The sequence below is a fragment of the Corallincola holothuriorum genome, from assembly GCF_003336225.1.
In the GTDB taxonomy this organism is placed as follows: domain Bacteria; phylum Pseudomonadota; class Gammaproteobacteria; order Enterobacterales; family Neiellaceae; genus Corallincola; species Corallincola holothuriorum.
Genome location: NZ_QPID01000011.1, coordinates 153,820 through 176,317, shown reverse-complemented (window position 1 = coordinate 176,317; position 22,498 = coordinate 153,820). Strand labels below are relative to the sequence as shown.

The window sequence follows — 22,498 nt, the reverse complement described above, 5'->3', positions numbered from 1 at the left end:
CGACAAGTGATAACCAACGCCGATGCCTGATCACCCAATACCCGATCATCAACTCTCAGACTGGCTGCTGTTTCTTTTTAGTATCGGCTATATCGGCCTGCTGTTCTTACTGGCCTATCTCGGCGATAAAAAGATTATTGTTTTTCGTGGCCAGTGGCGCGGCATCATCTATGCCTTATCACTCACTGTGTACTGTTCATCCTGGAGCTTTCTTGGCACAGCAGCTCAGGCCTCTACCGATCCGCTGGCGCATCTGCCGATCTATTTAGGACCCATACTGCTGTTTCTGTTTGCCTGGCCATTGATCCAGCGGATGATCCGCGTCAGCCACAAACTGCGTATCACCTCCATCGCCGATCTTATCGCGGCGCGGTTTGGTAAATCACAGCCGGTGGCTATGTTAGTCACCGTGGTTGCTCTGTTCGGCACCACCCCCTATATCGCGCTACAGATTAAGGCCATTGTGCAAAGCTGGCTGACCGTGGCACCTGACTCAGCTTCACCGCAATTTGCCGCACTGGTTGTGGTTAGCCTGCTAGCAGGGTTCACGCTTGCCTTTGGCCTGCGCAATATCTCGGTCACCGAACGTCATCCGGGCTTGATGCTGGCTATCGCCTTTGAATCGCTACTTAAATTAGGCGCATTCATTATCGTCGGCGGCATCGCCATCTTTCTGCTGCTGGACAGCCCCAGCATCGACGTGCAACGAGTCGCCCAACAAAGCATCGACAATATCGACCTGTCAGCGCAACTGCCCTCATTCATGGCCTCGTTAGTGATGGTGATGGCGGCATTCCTCTGTTTGCCGCGACAATTTCAGGTGATGGTGGTTGAGTGCCGCTCGCCAAGAGACACGCGCAGCTCGCGCTGGCTATTTCCCCTCTATCTGCTGGTCTTTGCGCTGTTTGCCATCCCCATTGGCCTTGCTGGTAAGGCGTTGCTGAGTAGCAATGTCGCACCAGACAGTTATGCACTGTTGTTACCCAGCGTCATCGGCGCAGACAATCTAATCATTCTCTCGTTTCTCGGCACCATATCCGCTGCCAGCTCCATGGTGATCGTTTCCGTGTTGGCACTGGTCACCATGATCAGTAATGAACTGCTGATGCCCCTGCTATTCCGTCGCGGCGATGACTCGCGCAATGACAGTTTTAACCAATTCAGTAGCGGTTTACTGAATCTGCGCCGCTCATTGATCGTGGCGGTGATCGTGCTCGGCTACTTTGCCTACTACCTGTCTCCTCCGGATACGCTGGCCACCTTAGGTAACATGGCCTTTGGTGCCTTAGCCCAGCTGGCACCCGCTTTATTGGCCGCTTTTTACTGGCCAAAAGCTAATCGCACAGGGGTGACCTTGGGTTTAATCCTTGGCTTAGGCTGTTGGCTCACGCTACTGGTATTTCCCCACTTCGGCTGGATCGAGATCCCGAAGGATCCCATGGGCATAGCCACTGACTCCGCGGCCTCGGTGACCCTGCTCAGCCTGATGTTGAATGTGTTTGGTTTATGGTTAGGTAGCCAAATCAGTCGTCCCAACGTGATCGAACGGATCCAGATCGGCCAATTCTTAGAACACCATGAAGCCACCGGTGATACGCCAAAACACAAGCAGGTGACTCGCCGAGAGCTACAAGCATTAGCGGCACGTTTTATCGGCGAAAGAAAAGCCCTGCAAAGCTTTGCTGACCTGAAGTTACAACTCCCCGCAGAGCAATTAAAACAACCGCAAGTCTGGTTGAATCATACCGAACGTCTGCTGGCTGGCGTCATGGGCAGCTCTTCGGCCAGCCTGCTGCTGAACTCGTTGATCGAGGGGCGGGAGCTGTTAGTGGATGACGTTGCGAAGTTTGTCGAAGACGCCTCCAGTGAACGACTGCAATTCAGCCAGGCGATGCTGCAAGGTGCTATCGATAACGCAGGAGAAGGGATCTCGGTGATCGATGAACACCTGCGTCTGGTCGCCTGGAATCAACGCTATATCGATCTCTTTAACTATCCTGACGAGCTGCTGAAGGTGGGGCAACCAGTCGAGAAACTGATCCGTTTCAATGCCGAGCGCGGTTTCTGTGGTGACGGAGATATCGAACAACAGATCAAGAAACGGCTTTATCACTTAAGCCAACGTACTCCCCATACCTCAGAGCGGCAACTGCCCAATGGCCGCGTGATCCGCATTCAGGGCAATCCGATGCCCAATAGCGGTTTTGTTATGACCTTCAGTGACATCACCGATTTCCGTCGGGCGGAGAACTTCCTCAAAGCGGCAAACGAAGTACTGGAACAGCGCGTACAAGCACGAACCTCGCAACTTGAATCAGCCAACCAAGAACTGGCTCAGCAAAAGAAGATAGCGGAACGCGCTCACACCAATAAAAGCCAGTATATGCGAGCAGTGAGCCACGACCTGATGCAACCTTTAGAAGCTGCACGGTTATTTGCCTCGGCATTGCAAGAGCGTCATACCCTGTCGGAAGATCAGCTGGAATTAATGACCAAGCTGACACAATCCTTAGGTAATGCCAGTGTTCTGCTGCAGGATTTAGTCGAAGTCGCCCAGATAGAGAGTGGCAAGCTTAAACCACAACTGAGCTGTACCTCTTTAGTCGATCTGTTGTCTTCACTGGTCACTGAGTTTTCCGCGCTCGCCTGCAAATACCAGATCGATTTCCGCCATGTGCCGTCACAACTCTCAGTGACCACAGATGCCAAAATGCTACGCCGGATCTTACAAAACCTATTAGGTAACGCATTTCGCTATGCCCACGGTGGCAAAGTGTTACTCGGCGTTCGCCGCCAAGGCAAGCAGCTGCAGATCCAGGTGATAGACAATGGCCCCGGCATTGAGAAAGAGTTGCAGAGCTCCATCTTCGAGCCCTTCACTCGCGTGCAACAGCAGAATACGACGTTGGCAGACAGTGGCTTAGGCTTGGGCCTGAGTATTGCCAAAGGGATGGTCGGGCTGATGAAGCACACAATAACGCTGCGCTCACAACCACAGCAAGGTTGCTGCTTCGCCATCACAGTGCCGATCTGCAGCAAACAAACACCATCGCAAATGGCAACCGCTGTTCCCAGCACATCGGTCGCAGATCTACTTGCTGGCGCGACCGTGCTCTGTGTCGACAACGAACCCGCCGTGCTGCAAGGTATGACCGCCCTGCTAGAGGGCTGGGGCTGCCACGTACTACAGGCCGACAACCCAAAACAGGCCATCGCGCTCGCCAGCGAACAAACACCGCAACTGATGCTGGTCGACTACCAACTTGAAGCGGAGATGGACGGCCTGAGCCTGATGGATCAGATCCGCCTACATACCGACGTTATCGTACCCGGCGTACTGATCACTGCCGCTGGAGAACCGGGCCTAGCACAACGGGCTGAAAAAATGGGCTATCACTTTATGCGCAAGATGATTAAGCCAGCGAAGCTGCGCGCACTGGTATCTCGCTTGCTGGTGGTTTCACATGATGATGCTTCTACATAGCAAAAGAGTCTTAAAAGAGGCCCATAAACTTATGTAGAACATCTGCGGAGACTGGAAATTGGCAAGCCCTTGGTCTGCTTCATAGATTCGAAGCACATACCGTTTTAATGTTTAGCCTGAAATCGCTTATGCCCTCGCGGCGACGCCGGGAGGCACACATCAGTTTGGCCACCCATCGCGTAATCAAACCCATCACTCACTCTCAAAGGTCCAGCATATTAGCCATTCCCAACCTTGCCTCCCCATGGCATGCTGAAACGAAGCTGCCTGCAACTGATGTCGTAAATAGAACGAAGCAGCTAATTAAAACAATAAGTTAAAAATATTCCAGAGAGAGTTCATTTATGAAATGCAAAACAGTCACAGGGATCATGCTGGCGCTAAGCTGTGCTATATCCGGCATTGTAGACGCGGCAACCACCGTACTCACCGCAGACCATATGCTCGATGTACGCAGTGGCAAGCTACTAAAACAGCGTTATATCGTTATTCAAGATGAACGAATTACGGCGATCACGGCGGATAAATCCACGCTACCTAAAGATGCCAAGCTCATCGATCTGGGAGACAAATACCTGATACCCGGCTTGATGGATATGCACACCCACCTGATGGGCACGTTGGATAACAACTTCTACGCGCCACTGTTTCAGTCCCCCCACCGCGCCGTCATTGGTGGCGTGGTTAATGCGCAAAAAACCTTGATGGCGGGTTTTACCGTCGTGCGCGATGTTGGCGCCAGTGATTTTCAGGACGTAGCACTGCGTAACGCGATAAATGCCGGAGAAGTGCCGGGACCAAGAATGGCAGTATCGGGCCCTGCGCTAGGCATTACCGGTGGCCATTGTGATGACAACGTGCTCAACCATTCATTTGAGCAGAAAGGTGATGGTGTTGCCGATGGTCCTTGGGCGGTACGCCAGATGGTTCGTCGCAACGTAAAGTATGGCGTTGACCTAATCAAGTTTTGCGCCACTGGAGGTGTATTTTCCAAAGGGACAGTCGTTGGCCAACGCCAGTACACATTGGAAGAGATGAAAGCGATCGTGGATGAAGCCCACACTCATGGTCGCATCGTTGCTGCACACGCCCATGGTACCGAAGGGATCCGTTTTGCCATTGAAGCCGGCGTAGACTCCATTGAACATGCCAGCTTTCTCGACAAAGAAACCATCGCCATGGCAAAGGCTAAAGGCACTGCGCTGTCGATGGATATCTACAATACCGAGTACACCCTTGCCGAAGGCGCCGCCAACGGCGTACCAGAAGAGAACCTAAATAAAGAGCGGGAAGTCGGCACTATTCAACGTCAAAGCTTTAGCAAGGCAGTAAAAGCCGGCGCCTTTGTGGTTTTAGGATCTGATGCAGGTGTTTACCCCCATGGCGACAACGGTAAACAGCTAGCCCGCATGGTGAAATTCGGTATGACACCGATACAAGCCCTGCAAGCGTCAACCATAAAACCCGCAGAGCTGCTGAATTGGCAAGCTGATGTAGGCGAGATTAAGCCAGGGCTGTATGCCGATATCATCGCCGTTGACAGCAACCCGCTAAGCGATATATCGACCGTTGAAAACGTCAGCTTTGTCATGAAAGGTGGCGTGGTTTATAAGCAGTAGTAACCACACCAATACCGTTTAAATAGCACCGAGGTGGTCAGCCGTGCCGTTAGGGCGGCGGCCATCTCAATCGTCGATAGATGGTATATCGAAGAGCCGCTTAATCTGTTGCCGATGGCTCGGCATTGTCGCTGCTATCAGCCACATCAGCCGCGCTAGACGAACTCTGTTCTGTGGCAGACGCTTCAGCTAATGCCAACTTTTCCCTTTCAGCCTTGGAGATGTATCTCGGCTTATTGGTACTCTTCTGCCGATCAACCTTGCGCTTCAAACGCTTCTTCAGGGTTTCGTTAATCTTTTTTTTGCGGTTCATGATGCAAAGCTCTGGCAGGAATTGGCGCGTATTGTAGGCGTTTATCGATCGGGGTGCGACTGTAGATAAACATCTCACAACCACAGAAACGCTCTAACAGGATTTACCTTACCGATAACAAGCAGTTAGTCGCTGCTGCTATCACCCGCTTGTTGCAACAGATAAGGTGCTAACGGTTCCGTTTTATTGATTAAGCGTTGCACCTTCTCGATCTCGGTGAGCGCCGCAGCATCGGCGCGATAACTCAAATACACGGTACGCTGCCACCCCTGTTGATCGCTGACTAAAAATAGCTGTTCTGACTCTAAAAAGGGATCAACCATGGTTTTTGGCAAGTACGCTGCCCCGCCCTTTTGCAGAATAAAGTCGAGCGCGATGCGACCATTGGCGGTACGCAGATATGGCGGCGAAATTTTCGCATGACGTTCGGCATGCTCTGACGCAAATCGGGTTCCCCAATCAACATAAACATAGCGCTTAGATAGCGCTTGTTGTTCATCGCACTCCTCTGATGACACCAGCAACAGTTCCAATTCTGCCACCGGATGACAAATCAACTCATCAGATTTTAACGGGTCAAACGTCACCCCAATATCCAAAGTACGTTCAATCAACGCGCGGCTGATCTGCTCCCGGCTAATGGTTTCAGCGCAAAATGCATAGCCCGAAAAAGCCTCGGTCACGATACTCAGCCAATACTGCAAAAACGCATCCCAAATATTAGGTGTACCAGCGATAGCCAGTTGGATGGCATGAGCTTTGGTTAGCAGCAGCTCCGCTTTTGCCTGTTCAAGTGTTCGCACCATATTTTCGGCATAGGGGATTAAGCGCTCACCGGCACTGGTTAGTTTGATGGCGTTACGGTCACGGACAAACAGCGTGGTATCAAAAAACATTTCCAACTGTTTAATTCTGGCACTGACGGCGGCCTGGGTAATATAGAGATTATTGGCTGATCTGCCGAAGTGCTTTTGTCTGGCAACCTCAAGAAATGTCCGGAAAACTTTAACGTCCATCACGCCCCCTTTTGACGAGCTTCGAGCCTAACAAACAAGTGTTGTGGTGACGATAAAAAAGATTAGTTTTCCCCCAACCGCAACAGAGACTAATGTCCACTCCAACATGACCACGCAATTAAAAGTTGCCCCAATTTTTTGGGCAACTTTTCAAAAAGTGGTCAAAAAAAGCGTCGCAACGGCTGACTTTGAAACCATATTGATTGGCACAAAACGTCAACTAGAAGCACTGCGACAAACCTATAGAGACATAGATAGTCACTATCAAAAAATGTTAGTGACAGGAGTGACGGCCATGCGCATTGCAATTTTGTCCCGCAACGAGAACCTCTACTCAACTCGCCGTTTGAAAGAAGCAGGCGAAGCCAGAGGACATGAAGTCGATATCATCGATACCTTGCATTGCTATATGGATATCACTAGCAGCAACCCCACCGTACGCTATAACGGCGAGGTACTGCCGGTTTACGATGCAGTGATCCCGCGTATTGGTTCATCGATCACCTTCTATGGCACCGCCGTGGTTAGGCAGTTTGAGATGATGGGCACTTTTTGCGTCAATGAATCTGTCGCCATCAGCCGTTCGCGCGACAAGCTGCGTTCACTGCAGCTGCTCTCACGTAAAGGGATCGGCCTACCGCGCACCGGTTTTGCCAGCAAGCCTGACAAGATCCAGGATTTGATCAAAAACGTTGGCGGTGCGCCACTGGTGATCAAGCTCTTAGAGGGTACTCAAGGGATAGGCGTGGTGTTAGCAGAAACGACCAAAGCAGCAGAGAGTGTGATTGAAGCGTTTATGGGATTGAAAGCTAACATTCTGGTGCAGGAGTTCATTAAAGAAGCAGGCGGTGCCGATATCCGCTGTTTCGTGGTGGGCGACAAAGTGGTCGCGGCAATGAAACGCCAAGCAGCAGAAGGAGAGTTCCGTTCCAACCTGCACCGTGGTGGCGAAGCTCAGCTGGTGCGCTTAAGCAAAGAGGAGCGAGCCACTGCAGTAAACGCAGCCAAGGCGATGGGACTGAATCTATGTGGTGTCGACATTTTGCAATCTTCCCGCGGTCCAGTGGTGATGGAGGTGAACTCTTCACCTGGCCTGGAAGGGATTGAAAACGCCACCAACAAAGATGTGGCCGGACTGATATTTGATTTTATTGAGCGCAATGCCAAGCCAAATGCCAATAGAACGCGAGGAAAAGGCTAAATGAACACAGCAATGGTGATTGGCGGCGTAGAGATACTGCCCGGACAGGTACGCCAGCTTAAAGTGCCTGTGGCCAAACTGTATACCGACACAGATATGTCTATACCAGTTCATGTCACGCGCGCCAGAAAAACAGGGCCTGTGGTGTTTGTGAGTGCAGCGGTACACGGCGATGAGCTAAATGGTATTGAGATCACTCGCCGCTTGATCGAAAAGAAGATCAAACTGCTCAAAGGCACCGTGATCGCGGTGCCTATGGTCAACGTGTATGGCGTGCTCAATCAAAGCCGTTATATGCCGGATCGGCGGGATCTCAATCGCTGCTTTCCAGGATCACCCAAAGGTTCGTTAGCTGGGCGAATGGCGCACATCTTTCTCCACGAGATAGTGAGGCACTGTGATTATGGTATCGACCTGCATACCGGCGCTATCCATCGTTCCAATCTGCCACAGATCAGAGCTAATCTGGACGATGAAGAAACCCTGTCGCTGGCGCGCGAGTTCGGTGTACCTGTGATGCTCAATGCCAACCTACGGGATGGATCTCTGCGGGAAGCAGCGGTAAGCAACGGCGCCAAAATACTGCTATACGAAGCAGGACAAGCGCTGCGCTTTGATGAGCTTTCTATCCAAAGCGGCCTCAAAGGGATCCTCAATGTACTCTCAGCATTGGGGATGATCCGAAAACGCCGCATTAGAAAGAAAATCGAACCCTTTGTTGCCAACCGCAGCGATTGGGTGCGCGCCTCAGCCAGTGGCTTTGTTCGCGAGTATGCCACCCTGGGTAAACAGGTAGAAAAAGGCGATCTACTGGCAGAGATCAACAGCCCGTTAGGCGAATTGATCAGTCAGGTGGTTGCTACTCGATCAGGTATCGTGATTGGTAAACAAAATATACCTTTGGTACAGGAAGGCGAAGCCATGTATCACATCGCTTTCTTTGGTGATGACGCCGAAGAGGTGGCCGAGCACATTGAGATGATGCAGGAGATGGTGAAACCGGTTATCGCAGAACAAAACGATCTGTAATCGGTAGATCGCCAGCATATCAGTATGCGCATGCCAACACTGGCATTGGGGTAATTAGGAGTCAAACATGGATACACGACTGATCATTGGCAACCTTGAAGTTTGCCACTTGCCACAGCTGGGTATTAAAGAGTTGCAGGTTCGGGTGGATACAGGGGCAAAAACCTCCTCCCTTCATGTGGATAATTTGGTGCGTGTGAAAACAAATGGCAAACCGCACGTCGAATTCGACTTGCATCCCGACGTTTACAACTTGGACGAAGTGGTGCGGTGCTGCGCAGCCGTGCATGACACGCGGCGAATTAAGTCATCCAATGGTGACATAGAGCAGCGCTACGTGATTAAAACCCTGTTTCAAATCGGTGGTCAGCAGTGGCCCATCGAGATCACCCTAAGTAATCGCCAGGAGATGACCTACCTGATGCTGCTGGGGCGTGAAGCTATGGGCGACAGAGTTTATGTCGATCCGTCTGCGACTTTTCTGGTTAGCGAAGGGTAAAACTCAACCCCATTTAATGGGGTTGAACGCTTCATCACAAGCAAGCGTCATATCACATAGGACACAATCATGGTGGAGAATACTGCCGTCCCAGAGTTCAACCAACCGCACGTCAACTCGGTGGTTTTAGCCCAGATTATTGGTGCCATTGATAGTGGTGATCCGGCCGCATTAGCCACGCTGAATGTAACAGAGCAGTTCAACGACGCAGACATTGCGAATCTACTGGAGTCGATGCCAGAGAAGTACCGAGCACCACTGTGCCACGTTATCTCTCCAGCGCGCGCTTGGCCAATACTGCACCTGTTACAGTATGAAACAGCACGACACATTATCGGCCAGCTCAGTCGAGGCCAATTACACCTGCTGATTGCGGCAGCCGTTGAAAAAGATATCCTCACTTTTGCCGAGATATTGCCGCAAGAACTGGTTGATGAGTTTGTCGACCAACAGGAAGCGGCTGCCACTGAGCAACTACAAAAAGCACTCACGTACCAAGATGAAGAGGTGGGTCGCTACACCACTTATGATGTACTGCGCGCTCGTCCCAGCGCTACTGTGGCTCGCACCATGGAGCGGATGGACAAAGCGAAGCCACGGCAATTTGTTGGTGTGTATGTGGTAGATGCCAACGGTGTATTTCATGGCGGCTGCACCATAGGTCAGGTACTTAGCGCGCCATCGGAAGCCAAGCTGATAGATATTTGCACGCCAATGGAATTGCTTTCTGATCGTCAAGATATCAGTGCCGCTGCGCGGCTACTTAATCCTGTGGAAGGCTTTGCCTGGCAACCAGTACAGAAAGAGGGAAAGATTGTTGGCGCATTTGCCGTGTCACTGTTGATGCAACGCCTAAAAGATAAAAGCTTAGAGGTACTAGCCTCGGATACGCCTCAGACCGAAGAAGATCTATTTACCCCGGTTGCTGTCGCTGCCCGTGTCCGTGCTGTCTGGCTGACAGCGAATCTGCTGACCGCCTTTTTAGCATCGGCGGTGATTGGCCTATTTGAAGCGGCATTACAACAAGTCGTCGCACTGGCGATCCTGATGCCAGTCGTGGCCAGTATGGGTGGCATTGCCGGTAGCCAAACCCTCGCGGTGGCCCTACGCGGTATCGCACTAAACCACTTAAAGCGTGGCAACCTGAAACTGTTACTGGATAAAGAGATAAAAATTGCTGCATTTAACGGTATCGGGCTGGGGCTGTTGATCGGTGCTGTGGTTTGGTATTGGTTTGATTCATTTACGCTCGGCGGGATCATTTTTGTCGCCATCGTATTCAATAGTCTGGCGGCAGCGTCGTCTGGCACGGTGATCCCATTTGTTCTCAAACAGATGAAAGTTGACCCTGCCGTAGCTGGCTCAGTGATCCTGACAACGGTCACCGACGTGGTCGGTTTCATTATCTTCCTTGGCTTAGGTAGTTTGCTTCTCACTGTAAGCTAACAACGCCACGGCGAAGACTGTAAATCAACCGGTAGAGCAAGGGAGCGATAACGCCCCCTTGCTTCATATCGAGTATCAAACCTGAAGTGCAATAACTAGTGCTCGAACCCAGTCGTTTCCTTATCAAGGTCCAGATGGCTTAGGGCGATCACCGCCTGCGTGCGGTTAGTAACGCCAAGCTTTTTAAAGATCGCAGTCGCATGCGCTTTGACCGTCGCCTCAGAAACTTCCAGTTCAGGGGCTATCTGTTTGTTCAATAAACCTTCAGCAAACATCATCAGGATGCGGTATTGCTGCGGCGTCAGTGAAGCAACTTTTTCAACCATATCGTCAGCATCATGACCTTTCGGTTTCAAAGTACCCTTGTCGGGCACAGAGATGCCACCATCGAGCACAGTTTGTACCGCTGCAACCATCGCTTTTGCTGACAATGATTTAGGGATAAAACCGCTGGCACCGGATTGGATGGCACGTTGTATGGTGTCGAGATCTTCGTATGCAGAAACAATCACCACCGGCAGATCAGGGTAGTGGCTGCGCATATGGATCAACGTAGAAAAGCCATGGGCACCGGGGATTTTCAGATCCAGCAACAGCAACTCGATCTCTTGCGGCATATTCAGGCGCCGCTCTAGCTGCTCCACGTTTTCCGCTTCAAGCCACTCAACATCGGGAAAGGCTGGCTTCAGACTTTCCATAATCGCTTGCCGAAACAACGGATGATCATCCGCCACTAACCAGGTAACTGCTTGACTCATATGCTTGCGATTCTAATAATTATTTGTTCTCAACCTAGCCCATTAACGGCAATATAAAAAGTGTAAAACAATCGCGTTGTGATATGCGTAGACTCCCGCTTGCCTAAACTCTGTCGATATACCACCCCATTACCCCCTTAATTTTTATCAAGATTATTGTGACCACAAGCACCACTTTGACGGGGTTAGGATTGCCTCTGACTGGTGTTACTAGCACACTGAAAAGATAGGAATAATAAAAGAGTGTCTAGAAGGCGCAGATAACATGGACAAGAGAACACTTTCTATCATCCTTCCCGGCTTGCTTATCGCAGCCACCGGCGTTGGAGCCGGAGACTTAGCCACCGCAGGGTTTGCCGGAAGCCACCTAGGGGTCGCTGTATTATGGGCGGTTGTATTAGGTGGCCTGCTGAAGTTCGCTTTAACCGAGGGGATCGCCCGTTGGCAATTGGTCAATGGTGACAGCCTGATCGACGGTTTTGCCCAGCGCTTTGGCAAACCTTTTGTTTATATCTTTCTTGCTTACCTCGTACTCTGGTCTTTCTTTGTTGGCTCGGCGCTGATCAGTGCCAGCGGTGTGGCGATGCATGCGCTGTTCCCGGTGTTTAGCGCAGGCACTGGAAAAATTGTGTTTGGCATTGCCTGCAGTCTGTTGGGGTTGCTATTGGTCAGAGCCGGCAACTTTGCCCTGTTTGAAAAAATCATGGGCTTCTCCGTCGCCATTATGGTGCTGATAGTCTTTACCACCGCGCTTATCCTTTGGCCCGGCAACACCCAAATGCTATCAGGTTTATTTCTCCCCTCGATCCCAGATGTTGATGGCAAAGGGTTAACCTGGACGGTCGCGCTTATTGGTGGCGTCGGCGGCACACTGACTATCTTCTCCTACGGCTACTGGATCCGTGAAAAACAGCGTATCTCACGAGAAGATATTGCTACCTGCCGTATCGACTTATTGGTGGGCTATGCCGTAACGATTCTGTTTGGCCTGTCCATGGTGATTATCGGCAGTACGGTCTCGGTTGAAGGTAAAGGCAGTAGCCTTATCATTAACCTCGCTGCCAGTCTGGAAACCGCACTAGGCACGACGGGTAAATGGATGTTTTTGGTGGGAGGCTTCTTCGCCATCTTTAGTAGCTTGCTGGGCGTTTGGCAGGCGGTGCCCTATATGTTTGCGGATCTAGTTAAACACTTAACGCCAGCAGGCAAAGAGCAGACGACCAAGTTAGCAGACAGATCCAGCTACCAACTGTTTCAGTTAGCCCTGGCGCTGCTCCCGATCATGAGCCTCTGGGTAAGCTTTAAAGAGGTGCAGAAAATCTATTCAGTATTTGGCACTTTCTTTATGCCATTTCTGGCCATCGCGCTGCTCTACTTCAATAACCAAAAAGGGATGAAGTCAGACAAAAACAGCATGCTATACAATGGCATGCTGCTTATCACACTGCTGTTTTTTTCGTATGTGGCGTGGCAAAAGTTCTTTGGGTAAACGCTTTGTCACAGGCTCGTTAAGGTCAGAACCGAAAGAGTATGATGCAAACCTTCTCCCATAATGGGAGAAGGTTTAGCGATGAAAAATCACTTCTTCATCCAGGTACCATCGGCAGCCTGAATAAACTGCCCTGACGGGGTTTTATCAATCGCTTTCTTCCCTGCCAACACCGCGACCTGTTCTAACGTCAGCTGGTTTTGCTTGGCAATCTTTGCGTAAGCTTGCTGGCGTTTGGCATTAATATCGGTGACAAGTGCAGACACATCATCTGACGCTACGACGACCCCCAGGTAACCATCTAATTGCTCACCGACCAAGCCTTGAGATTTAGCGGCGTCCAGCGTTATGGCGGCAAACACTGAAGCACTCAACAGCAGGGCTAACAACCCCATAGATATCCGTTTAATCATAATGAACTCCTTAGAATAAACCTGAATCGTCACTGAACAGATCGTCCAGCTCTTTATCGACTTTAACCTTAATCTCGTGCTCGATTTTGACATTAAGGTTGATGGTTATTGGCTTCTCAGGGGCGGCGATCTCCACCCTTGGCGTGCATGCGGCGGCAAACATTAACAAACACCCCATGATGATCAGGCGTTGTCTATTCATACTGGCTCCTTTGCCACGATGGTCTGACTGCTCCCATCGTTAATTAATTAGATAGCTACTTAGCTAGACCCAAAGTTATTTCTCAAGCTGTTGCTCTATCTGCTTGCGGAAACTATCGCCCATTCGTAGGCTTTTTAACAGCTCGTACAGATTCTCTTGATGGCTATAATTCAGATGTATCGGTCTGGTTTCGTTCGGATTGCGACCATGGACGACCGCTTTGATATCCGCCAGGCCATCAGCTTGCATCGAGATATCGGCACTTAGCAGATTAACCTGCATCTGCTTCAGGTTATTTAACACCAAAGCAAGCGACGGATTGGCTAGCGCATATTGGTCAATCACCGTCGGGTCGCTAACCACAATATCAACCATGCCCCGATTAACCAAACGGCCGTTCTGTATACTCACGCCTGCCTCAGAAAGCTGCAACGGTAACATGGCATCTAGCTTACCTTTCAATGCCACTACTGGCTCTGATTGCAAAGCGCCAGCTTGTTGCAGGTCCAACCCGTTAACCGACACCGCTTGATACTGCTGCGACGGATAACTTAACTTCGGCGCCGTCACATGACCACCCAGCAGATCAACACTGAGATCTGTCACCACGGCTTTTTGCATGTCAGCAGATTGTTCAAATACCCAGTCCGTGCTTGCTTGTTGCATTGATACACCGGTATACACCTCCCCCGCTTTCATCTGCCCCTGCGCATTAATAACGAGCGCGTCGTTGAGAGTCGTCGTAAACTCAGTTGCAGTTATATCAACCTGCTCAAACAGCATTCCCGTGTATTCACCGCTAACCTCTGACAGGGTAAATCTGCCATCAATCTCTGGCGCTGGCGCTATCGGTTGCACCGGCTCCCCAGCCTCCTCTACTACGGGCAAAATATTCAGCGCCTTAAACTCGCCACTGAATCGCCCGTCACGTAAGGTAAGAACAGGGTCGATCAAGGGTGCAAACGGCGTGATATCAAGCGCGTTTATCGAAACCTGGCCACGATTATCTGCAAGCAACAGCTGCCCGGCGATGGTTTGCGGCAACGCCTGCGGAGACTCAAGGCTAAATGCCTGTTGCAGTGCATCAGCCACAGGACTGGCCGAGTAGTCGACCAGAATGTCGATAGGCTGATTCAAGTCATACGGCTTTAACCGCGCAGACACCTGCGGCAAAGGTAGCGGATCTAAGCCCCATTGCGCCGAGGTGGCACTGCTGTCGAGCTGCAACCAAGCCGTCTCAGCCTGTGGCAATAGCGCAAACGGCGTCGCCAATTGGCTATGCAATTGCCGTAAGACAAAGGGCTTGCTAGCGCCAGCAGTAGGTTCATGCTCAGTCATTGATGCCTGCTTTTCGATATCCGCATACAGGTCAAAACGATGCAACATCAGTTTTGGGGCAGATAACAGTCCATCTAAGCGCACCTCCGCCATGCTGTGGCCATTCACCGACACGGCATCTTGATGATAGATTAACGGCGATACCAATGAGGCGATACCTGCCACGCGAGCGCTTGCCAACTCAGTCTCCAGGGCAATATTCAAGGATGCGGGCTGCTCGGTATCAGCGCCATAGGGGTGAGCAATGGCTAGGTTAATCGCAGCAAGCAGTGAGCTTTTCTCAAGATCAAACATCCCTCGGCTATCGGGTTGTATGCTTACCGTCACCGTTTCGGCCTGCTCCCCGAGCAGTACTCCCTGCCACTGCACCTCTCCTTGATCGACAATGAATACTAACTGCTTGGTGTCACCCGCCAGCTGGGTAGACAACTGATAACGCAGCGGTGTATCCGCTAGCACCCCACTGCTCTGCCAGTGCCCAAGCAACGCCATATCAGCAAAGCTCAACTGGCCATCAAATTGCTGCTGATTGTTTGCCAATAATGGATGTTGGATCTGCCCAGTTAGTTTCGTCTGCGCCTGTTCGTTATTCACCTGTAACTGGCCAGAAAATTCGGCGGAAAGAACGGACTGAGAAGCGGCAGGCTCCTCGGCACTCTCATCGTTATCGCTTGCCCCATATTGGGTAACGATTACCTTAGGCAACAGATCTACGGAGAACGGCTTAAGCGTCAACGTCCACGGCGCGGTCAGCTCTGCGATCATGGCAGGCGCCGTCAAGTTCACCTGATTATGGCTAGGCTTGAGCTGTTGATAACGTGCGTTGAGCTCACCGGATAATGGGATCGCCTCACGTCCCGTCAACCCATCTTTCGGCAACACCTGTTGCAGATCACCGATACTGGTCAGCGTAACGACCACCGGCCGAGTCGCACTTAAATCGGTACTCAGATCTGTCGATACCTCTAGTGCCAACTCATAGTTGGGCCAATCAAGTTCAATTTCGCTATCAACCAACAACGGCGAAGGCTGATTAGCCAGCGTTGCTTGGCTGATCTGCAACACTTGCTTGTCTCCCTCCCCCGAGACAGAAAACGGCAGATGGATCTTAGGTGACGGATACCAATCCAACGCACCGGATAACTGATAGTTAAGCCCATCGCTTTGCTGCAGGGTACCTCCCAATTGCAGCTGCCACTGCTCGGCTAAGCCGGTCGTCAGTGCAATCACTTCCTTGTTGGGAGACCAATGAAAATTAAGATCAACTGGCCACTCTTCACTTAACAAAGTGGGCAGAGATTGCGTCGCGGTAAGCAGGTTGGCTTGAGGATAAAGGGAACCACGGAGCTGCAAACCGTTCTCACTTATCTCGACTGCAACTTCACCACGCCCCCACTGCTCCACCACCAGATGAGTGACATCAAGCTCAATCCACGACAACCACAGGGGCAAATCAATGCTGGCAGCCTCATCGCCATCGTCGGCCGATGATGAGTCATCAGAGCTACCTGCAGCAGGAGCTGTGCCCTGCAAGCAAGCTTCGGCAACAAATACCGAATCGATCAGCATTCGTAATCCACGTCCTTTGTCGCCAACAAACTTGCGCATGTGGGATGCATCAAGCTGCTCAATATCGATATAGCACGCCGTCCGTTGCGGTGACTGCCAACGTAATTGCACAACAGAGATCTGCAGCGGATCCAGCTCAATAGAAACCTGTTCGACGCTAACCGATGTCGGCCAATAGAATTTCCAAACTACGGCCACGGCCAGTGCCGCCAAAAAGCTCAGCACTGTCACAATGACACCTAAGAAAATGCCAAATTTCAGCCAGCGGGAGGAGAACAGCGGTGATGTCTCGGAGGTCATTAATAACTAAAAAGACAGGGTTAATATCGTTATACAGTAGCATACACGCGACACGTAATATGCTGTCGAACAGTGGAATTATCAACGAATTTGTAACGGCTTGCGAAGCAGTTACAGGTCAACGGCCATAGTTAACAGCCATCGGTTCCCGAGTCACCAGATGGCCGTAACCTAAACCTATCATTCCAGCACGCCGTCCCAATAGTCCGTTCGTTCTCGCATCTCCTGTTTCACTGCTTCAGGAAGCAGATCATCAGCACGACTGCTGGTGCGGATCTGCCAGCCACCACCAAGCGCTTTATAGAGATCAACCAAATTAATCGCCACCGCGCCTTGAGTGCTGGCAAGGAGATCTTGCTGATCACGTAACGCAGTGAGGTTATTCACCACGGTGTCAAAATCGACTAAACCATCATCATACTGTACCTTTGACAGTGTCACTGAACGTTGCGCCGCCTCCGTCGCCTTAACATACCAGGCTAACTGCTCCTGACTCACCAGATAAGAAACGATCGCATTTTCAATCTCGGCCTGGGCACTCAACACACTATTTTGGTAGTCAGATTTGAGCTGCTGAAACAGCGCATCTTGCAGCCGAATGTTGCCCTTGATGCGACCATAGTTCCAAAGATTCCAAGAAAAGCCTGCACCAAAATTCCAGCTACGTGAGTCACTTTGGAACAGGTCTGTCAGCTCATTGTTACCACTGTCGGTGCTGGCAAAACCAATATTTCCACCCAAGGTAAAGGTCGGATAAAGATCGGTAATAGCAAAACCTATCTGCGCGCTTTGCGCGGCTAACTGACGTTCCGCCTGACGAATGTCTGGGCGACGACGAATGAGATCTTGCGGCATGCCAATGGCTATTTGGGCTGGTGCGGTAGGAATGGCTCGAGGCTCACCCAAGAGCTCTCGCACCTTGCTTGGCGGCTGTCCCAACAGCAGTGATAGGTTGTTCTTAAGCTGGGCTAAGGCAATCTCAGACGAACTGAGCGTAGCTTGTGAATTGTAAAGTAAACCCCGCGCCTGTTCCGGATCCAGTTCGGTCACCAAGCCACCTTCATAGCGATCTTCGGCGATCGTTAAACTGGCACTCTGTACCTTGATGTTATCCCGCAGGTAACGCTGGCGTTCCTCCAAGGTACGTATATTCAGATAGGTCTGTGACACCTGTGCTAACAGGGTGATCACCACACCATCGTAACTAGCGACAGAGGCATCTAATTCGGCGGAAGCTGACTCAACCAAACGTTGAAAACGGCCCCAAACATCAGCTTCCCAACCCAATCCAAAACCCAGGTCATCGCTATAGAAGTTACGGTCGACACCTGGGCCTGTGCTATTCGGCGCTAAGCCTTCACGGCCGATGCCGCCACTTAAGGTTTGGGTCGGATATTGTTGTCCCGCGGCAATGCGTAGGTTTTCCTGCGCCTGAAGTACACGTAACCCAGCAGAGCGCAGGGTTAAGTTGTCAGCCAAAGCTGCAGTAATCAAGTTATCCAGAACAGGATCGTTAAACGATGACTTCCACCATTGAGGATCTGTTGGCTCGGTGGCCGACAAAGCAGGATCTTTAGCCTCCAACCAATCCATTTCAACCCGACTGTCAGGCTCAACATAATCAGGCCCTAACGTAGTACAACCTGACACCGCTAAAACTACCGCCAGACATACCGCTGACTTAGCCGTTGGAAACATGCGCTTCATATCCGATCCCTCGTCAAACAACGATTCTTATAATAATGGTTCAGGGGCTGCCAACGGCATCTCTTCATCAGTCTCACTTGCTGTGCCAGTCATCACCAACACCGATCCGGTGGTACCAACTCGTAACTCCACCCCTTCTGGTAGCTCGGTGACATGGACACGCACGGGCACTCGTTGAGCCAAACGGATCCATTCAAACGTAGGGCTAATTGTAGGTAAGAGGTTTTCCCCGGTACTGCCGTCGTCCTGAGCGATCCCCCAGCCTATGCTATCAACCACACCTTCCACCGGCTTATCTGGGTAAGTCATCAAAGTCACCACGGCGCGATCACCACGGCGAATATCGGCAATATAGTTCTCGCGAAAATAGCCATCAATCCAATAGCTGTTGACATCCACCAAGGCCAGCGCAGGGGAATTAGCCACCGCTTGGCTGCCTAAGCGTAAACGCAGATTAGTCACGTAACCGTCAACTGGCGCTTTCACATCACAAAATTCCAAGTCTAAACGGGCACTCTCTTGCGCGGCTTCCGCTAGCTTAACCCCTGCTTCAGCTCCCTTACGTGCATTTACCCGCGCATTCATATCTTCAACAGACATAGCCCCGGGGTTTTTCTTGCGGATACGTCGAGCTCGATGCTCTTCATCTTTCGCTTCATCTAACTGCGCCTGCGCAGAACTGAGCTGGGCACTGGCCTGATCTAAAGCAGCCTGAAACGTTCTTGGGTCAATCTGCCAAAGCAGGTCGCCCTGCTTGACACTGGCGTTGTCCTTAATCGGAAGGTTAATAATCGGGCCGGATACCCTAGGCACGATCTGAATAACCTGAGCCCGCACCTGACCGTCACGGGTCCAGGGGTTAAGGACATAATGTCTATACATATACAGCACGATGGCAATCGCCACCGCTACCACTGCAGCTGTTGCAAGATGCTTTCTGTTTAAACCGAGCATATTTGTCATACCTTAACGATAAAAATGCCAATAACGCCTGTGTAGATAACGGCTAACGCGACGTAGACCAAAGGCGGATAAAAAAAGTAGCGAGCCAAGCGGCGCTTTTCTAGCTGCCCAACCGTCACGCTGGTCGCTAAGATCCCTAACACGCTCGCCACCAATAGCGGCGGCATGTAGACATCAGCGATAAAAAATTCATGTGGAAATTCGGACATCAAGTACCTTCCTTTGCTCCAACAACTGAGCCAGCATTGACGAGTGACGCAAGCTAGCGAGTCAGGCCAAAAGCTAAAAATGTTCTTCGTGTAGCATTTGCCAATCAAATTGCTGCGACAAGCCAATATATGCCAGGGTCACCTGCGACAAATTACGATAGCAGCCAAGCACAACATAGAGATGCTTGAGCTCTTCATCATTCGCTCGATTACATTGATTGATAGCTGTCTCACAACACCTATCCAATCTCTGCAACCGCGCTTGCAGCAACAAGCTGATTTTGTCTACAGAGTCCAACGCTTTACCCTTCGCCAAATGACCAAATGTTCGAGCCAATGCTCGCCGCCACTCTGCAATCTCTTCATTCACCGCACCAGCCAAGGGAGCAGCGAATACCGTTTGGCGAAGACGATAAAGATCATCAATTCGAAGTGACATCATCTCCAGCGTTGAAATCAGAGATGGCAATTTCATACGTCCATCATCAGATAATTGTTTACCGTCAATCTGCGGACTCCAAGCGATCAGTTTGGCAGGTAATGTGCGCACCTCTTGCTGATGATAAGCGAGCCGCTGGCGGGCAAAAAAAGAACGCTTAGCGTTGGGTTCAGCCAACGATGCAAGTACCACCCCACTGCTATGAAAGTAGCGATTAAGCATCTTCAAGCAGACTTTATGTGGGCGAGGTGAACCAGCAATATGAGATAACCCATAAATGATTACCAAAGCGGTCACCGTAAACACCACGGTGTTCATCATGGCGGCGACATCATAGTGTTGGGTATTAGTAATACCCAACATATTGAACATTCCCAGGTAAAAGGCGATCGCAATCAGAGGCGGCAAAATGTAGGAAATAAGCGCACACAAAACAAATAGCAAAATGGCTAATTGCCAGAATTGCGAAAGCTCAGGCATGATGAAAATATATACTGGCATTAAGCAGATATATGCAATTCCCCATACTTTGGCCTGTTTAAATTTCATCTGCGGCATTTGCATCGCAGCCAAAGCAATGTTCGGTAAAAAGTAAGGCCAGCTGACATGCCCAGGCGGGTCAATATAGATCCAGATAAGGAAGCCGACCCACAATGACACCACGGTAAAAAAACAGTATCGAATCCGATCCGGATCCAGTGGCGTCAAAGCAAAACCCAAAGGTACTATTTTTTTATCAACAGGGTTTTCTGATCCTTGGCGGTTCTGCTGTTCACCACCACGCTCATACGCTTTAATGTTGGTAACACAATCAATGATGCTGCTGACAATACTCGCACAATGTGACAGCTCTTTAATCGCCACGGCGATCGCAGCACGTTGAAAGTGATTAAGTCCATCAATATAGCTTTGCTCAACCACTAGTGGCTTCACGCCATCAGATAGATTGACGCTATCGCCCCGCAGAAAATCACCCACCAGTTGCAAATGAGCGGATATTTCAGCCAAGTACACATCAATATTTGGTAACGCCTTGGCAACGTCGACCTGATGTAAGTCGACGATCCCCCCATCAAAGCGCCTTCCCATACTGACAAATGATTTAGACAGGAGCTGTAGTCGTTGCCACTCAGCCTTTGCCATTCTTACGTCATAGCTTTCTGCGCCAGCCGCATCCACCGTTTGCTTCAGTTGCGCAATAAGCGTCTCACAAGACTGAAAGCTCACCATAGCGTCTTGTTCGGTCTCACGCCCGAATAGCTGCGCCCGATAATGATCAAGCGCCATTCGTTCAGATTCAATGAGACGCTCGCTCAGTTCATGCAATGCGTTGCGATTGCTCACCGGCCAAATAAACACCGATATCAAGGTCCAGATGAGAATGCCGATCAATGTCTCTAACACCCGGTATGCGGCAAACAGAAACGCATGTCCTGGTTCCCCTGGCCCTGCCGTTAAGATCATTAAGGCAACGAAGCCAGCGACAAACCAAGCGTACTGACCATCTTTACCGGTCATTTTATAAGTAACGAACGCTAAGTAAGGGGTCACTGCGATCATTAACAACCAACGATCTTGGGGAAACATAGCGAGGAAAAACAGACCGGCAGCAAAGGCAATAAAGGTGCCCTTTGCCCTTAACATTCCTTTGGCGAGAGACTGGCCAGCGGTAGGGAGCGCAATCATTGCCACTGCGACTGCAGCCCATGTTGGGCTCATCCAGGAAAAGTTCAACGCAAGGAAATAGCTGATCACCATCGCCAAGCCAAACTTTATAGAATGCTTAGCCTTGGCAGATAGCGGCGGTATTTGCATGCGCTCAGTTGATTTCAAGCTCACTCAGAGTTCCCCTAGGGAATAACCCAGTCGCCCCACACAAATTGATCGTGGCGAAACAGTACTCATTGCTAAGTGCTCAGTGCTCAGTGCTCAAGCAATCCCATCGAAGAGGTGCGCCGAACAAGACTGAGGCACTCACGCTATTTACAAAAATGATAATAGCTTGTTGTCATCGTAGTAACGGAAAGCGGAACTTTCAGTCCATATTATTAACATAGCCGCAAAACTAACGTTTTGATATTTCGAGTTTAACTAACGTGATTGACTTAACATGGTCAAATATAAAGCAAATATCAAACGCCGGTTATCTGCTCACTATCGACAAAAACTCACCCGTCATTAGCACGATGTTGGTGCAAAAAGCCGCCGCCAAGCGAGTCAAAGTGGCGCATACTGCAAACTCAAAACTAATTATGAGCCATCATTAACGCTAACTTTGTTCGCTAACGCCAGATCTGGTCGGAAAAGTCGCAGCAAAATGCTAAATCAGCGCCATTCAACAGCGACTGCTGATGATAAATCCAGTCACCATCATATTGGCGCGATATTTGTAGGTTAACGGCATAGTTAACGGGCAACTTTAAGCAAAGCGTCCAACGTCATAATGATGCTGTGAAATAGTATTTTTGCAGAAACATACGTTTACTCGTAATCAAAGGGAAAGG

At 50.5% G+C, this 22,498-nt stretch carries 17 protein-coding genes; 7 read left to right on the top strand and 10 right to left on the bottom strand.

Features of this window, described 5'->3' with window-relative positions:
- Positions 1-22: 22 nt before the first annotated feature.
- Complete coding sequence (locus DU002_RS16620; protein WP_114339560.1) at positions 23-3,484, top strand: hybrid sensor histidine kinase/response regulator; 3,462 nt, start codon at positions 23-25, stop codon at positions 3,482-3,484.
- A gap of 344 nt (positions 3,485-3,828) precedes the next feature.
- Positions 3,829-5,103 carry a Xaa-Pro dipeptidase gene (locus DU002_RS16615; protein ID WP_114339559.1) on the top strand — a complete coding sequence of 425 codons (1,275 nt, stop codon included), beginning with the start codon at positions 3,829-3,831 and terminating at the stop codon, positions 5,101-5,103.
- 100 nt (positions 5,104-5,203) lie between these two features.
- Here DU002_RS16615 and DU002_RS16610 read toward each other — a convergent pair whose 3' ends face one another.
- Positions 5,204-5,416, bottom strand: a complete 213-nt coding sequence (locus tag DU002_RS16610) for a DUF2986 domain-containing protein (protein ID WP_114339558.1) — start codon at positions 5,414-5,416, stop codon at positions 5,204-5,206.
- 125 nt (positions 5,417-5,541) lie between these two features.
- Complete coding sequence (locus DU002_RS16605; RefSeq protein ID WP_114339557.1) at positions 5,542-6,432, bottom strand: LysR family transcriptional regulator; 891 nt, start codon at positions 6,430-6,432, stop codon at positions 5,542-5,544.
- 295 nt (positions 6,433-6,727) lie between these two features.
- Between DU002_RS16605 and rimK the strand changes: the two genes are divergently transcribed.
- The 4 genes from rimK (at position 6,728) to DU002_RS16585 (ending at position 10,607) form a co-directional block, all read left to right on the top strand.
- Positions 6,728-7,633 (top strand): 30S ribosomal protein S6--L-glutamate ligase, encoded by a 906-nt coding sequence (gene rimK, locus DU002_RS16600; protein ID WP_114339579.1) that lies wholly within the window; start codon positions 6,728-6,730, stop codon positions 7,631-7,633.
- On the top strand, positions 7,634-8,662 hold the full coding sequence (locus DU002_RS16595; protein ID WP_114339556.1) for a succinylglutamate desuccinylase/aspartoacylase family protein: 1,029 nt from the start codon (positions 7,634-7,636) through the stop codon (positions 8,660-8,662).
- Between the two features lie 67 nt (positions 8,663-8,729).
- A complete protein-coding gene (locus tag DU002_RS16590; protein ID WP_114339555.1) occupies positions 8,730-9,161 on the top strand; it encodes an ATP-dependent zinc protease family protein in 432 nt (143 codons plus the stop codon).
- A 69-nt stretch (positions 9,162-9,230) separates the two neighbouring features.
- Complete coding sequence (locus tag DU002_RS16585; RefSeq protein ID WP_114339554.1) at positions 9,231-10,607, top strand: magnesium transporter; 1,377 nt, start codon at positions 9,231-9,233, stop codon at positions 10,605-10,607.
- Positions 10,608-10,702: 95 nt separating this feature from the next.
- Here DU002_RS16585 and DU002_RS16580 read toward each other — a convergent pair whose 3' ends face one another.
- Complete coding sequence (locus tag DU002_RS16580) at positions 10,703-11,365, bottom strand: response regulator transcription factor (RefSeq protein ID WP_114339553.1); 663 nt, start codon at positions 11,363-11,365, stop codon at positions 10,703-10,705.
- 265 nt (positions 11,366-11,630) lie between these two features.
- On the opposite strand from DU002_RS16580, the gene DU002_RS16575 reads away from it, so the two are divergent.
- Complete coding sequence (locus DU002_RS16575; RefSeq protein WP_114339552.1) at positions 11,631-12,854, top strand: Nramp family divalent metal transporter; 1,224 nt, start codon at positions 11,631-11,633, stop codon at positions 12,852-12,854.
- Positions 12,855-12,943: 89 nt separating this feature from the next.
- Here DU002_RS16575 and DU002_RS16570 read toward each other — a convergent pair whose 3' ends face one another.
- The 7 genes from DU002_RS16570 to DU002_RS16540 all read right to left on the bottom strand — a co-directional run bounded on the left by DU002_RS16570 (position 12,944) and on the right by DU002_RS16540 (position 21,833).
- The gene (locus DU002_RS16570) at positions 12,944-13,267 is read right to left on the bottom strand and encodes a YdbL family protein (protein WP_114339551.1); all 324 of its coding nucleotides are present in this window, start codon (positions 13,265-13,267) and stop codon (positions 12,944-12,946) included.
- A gap of 10 nt (positions 13,268-13,277) precedes the next feature.
- Entirely contained in the window at positions 13,278-13,469 is a 192-nt protein-coding gene (locus DU002_RS16565) for a YnbE family lipoprotein (RefSeq protein ID WP_114339550.1), read from the bottom strand.
- Positions 13,470-13,544: 75 nt separating this feature from the next.
- Positions 13,545-16,607, bottom strand: a complete 3,063-nt coding sequence (locus DU002_RS16560; RefSeq protein ID WP_158538105.1) for an intermembrane phospholipid transport protein YdbH family protein — start codon at positions 16,605-16,607, stop codon at positions 13,545-13,547.
- A 249-nt stretch (positions 16,608-16,856) separates the two neighbouring features.
- Complete coding sequence (locus DU002_RS16555; RefSeq protein ID WP_114339548.1) at positions 16,857-18,383, bottom strand: efflux transporter outer membrane subunit; 1,527 nt, start codon at positions 18,381-18,383, stop codon at positions 16,857-16,859.
- A gap of 27 nt (positions 18,384-18,410) precedes the next feature.
- Positions 18,411-19,337: an HlyD family secretion protein gene (locus DU002_RS16550; protein ID WP_114339547.1), complete on the bottom strand. Its 927-nt coding sequence runs from the start codon at positions 19,335-19,337 to the stop codon at positions 18,411-18,413.
- Between the two features lie 5 nt (positions 19,338-19,342).
- The gene (locus DU002_RS16545) at positions 19,343-19,555 is read right to left on the bottom strand and encodes a DUF1656 domain-containing protein (protein WP_114339546.1); all 213 of its coding nucleotides are present in this window, start codon (positions 19,553-19,555) and stop codon (positions 19,343-19,345) included.
- Positions 19,556-19,628: 73 nt separating this feature from the next.
- Positions 19,629-21,833: an FUSC family protein gene (locus tag DU002_RS16540; RefSeq protein ID WP_114339545.1), complete on the bottom strand. Its 2,205-nt coding sequence runs from the start codon at positions 21,831-21,833 to the stop codon at positions 19,629-19,631.
- Positions 21,834-22,498 lie beyond the last annotated feature (665 nt).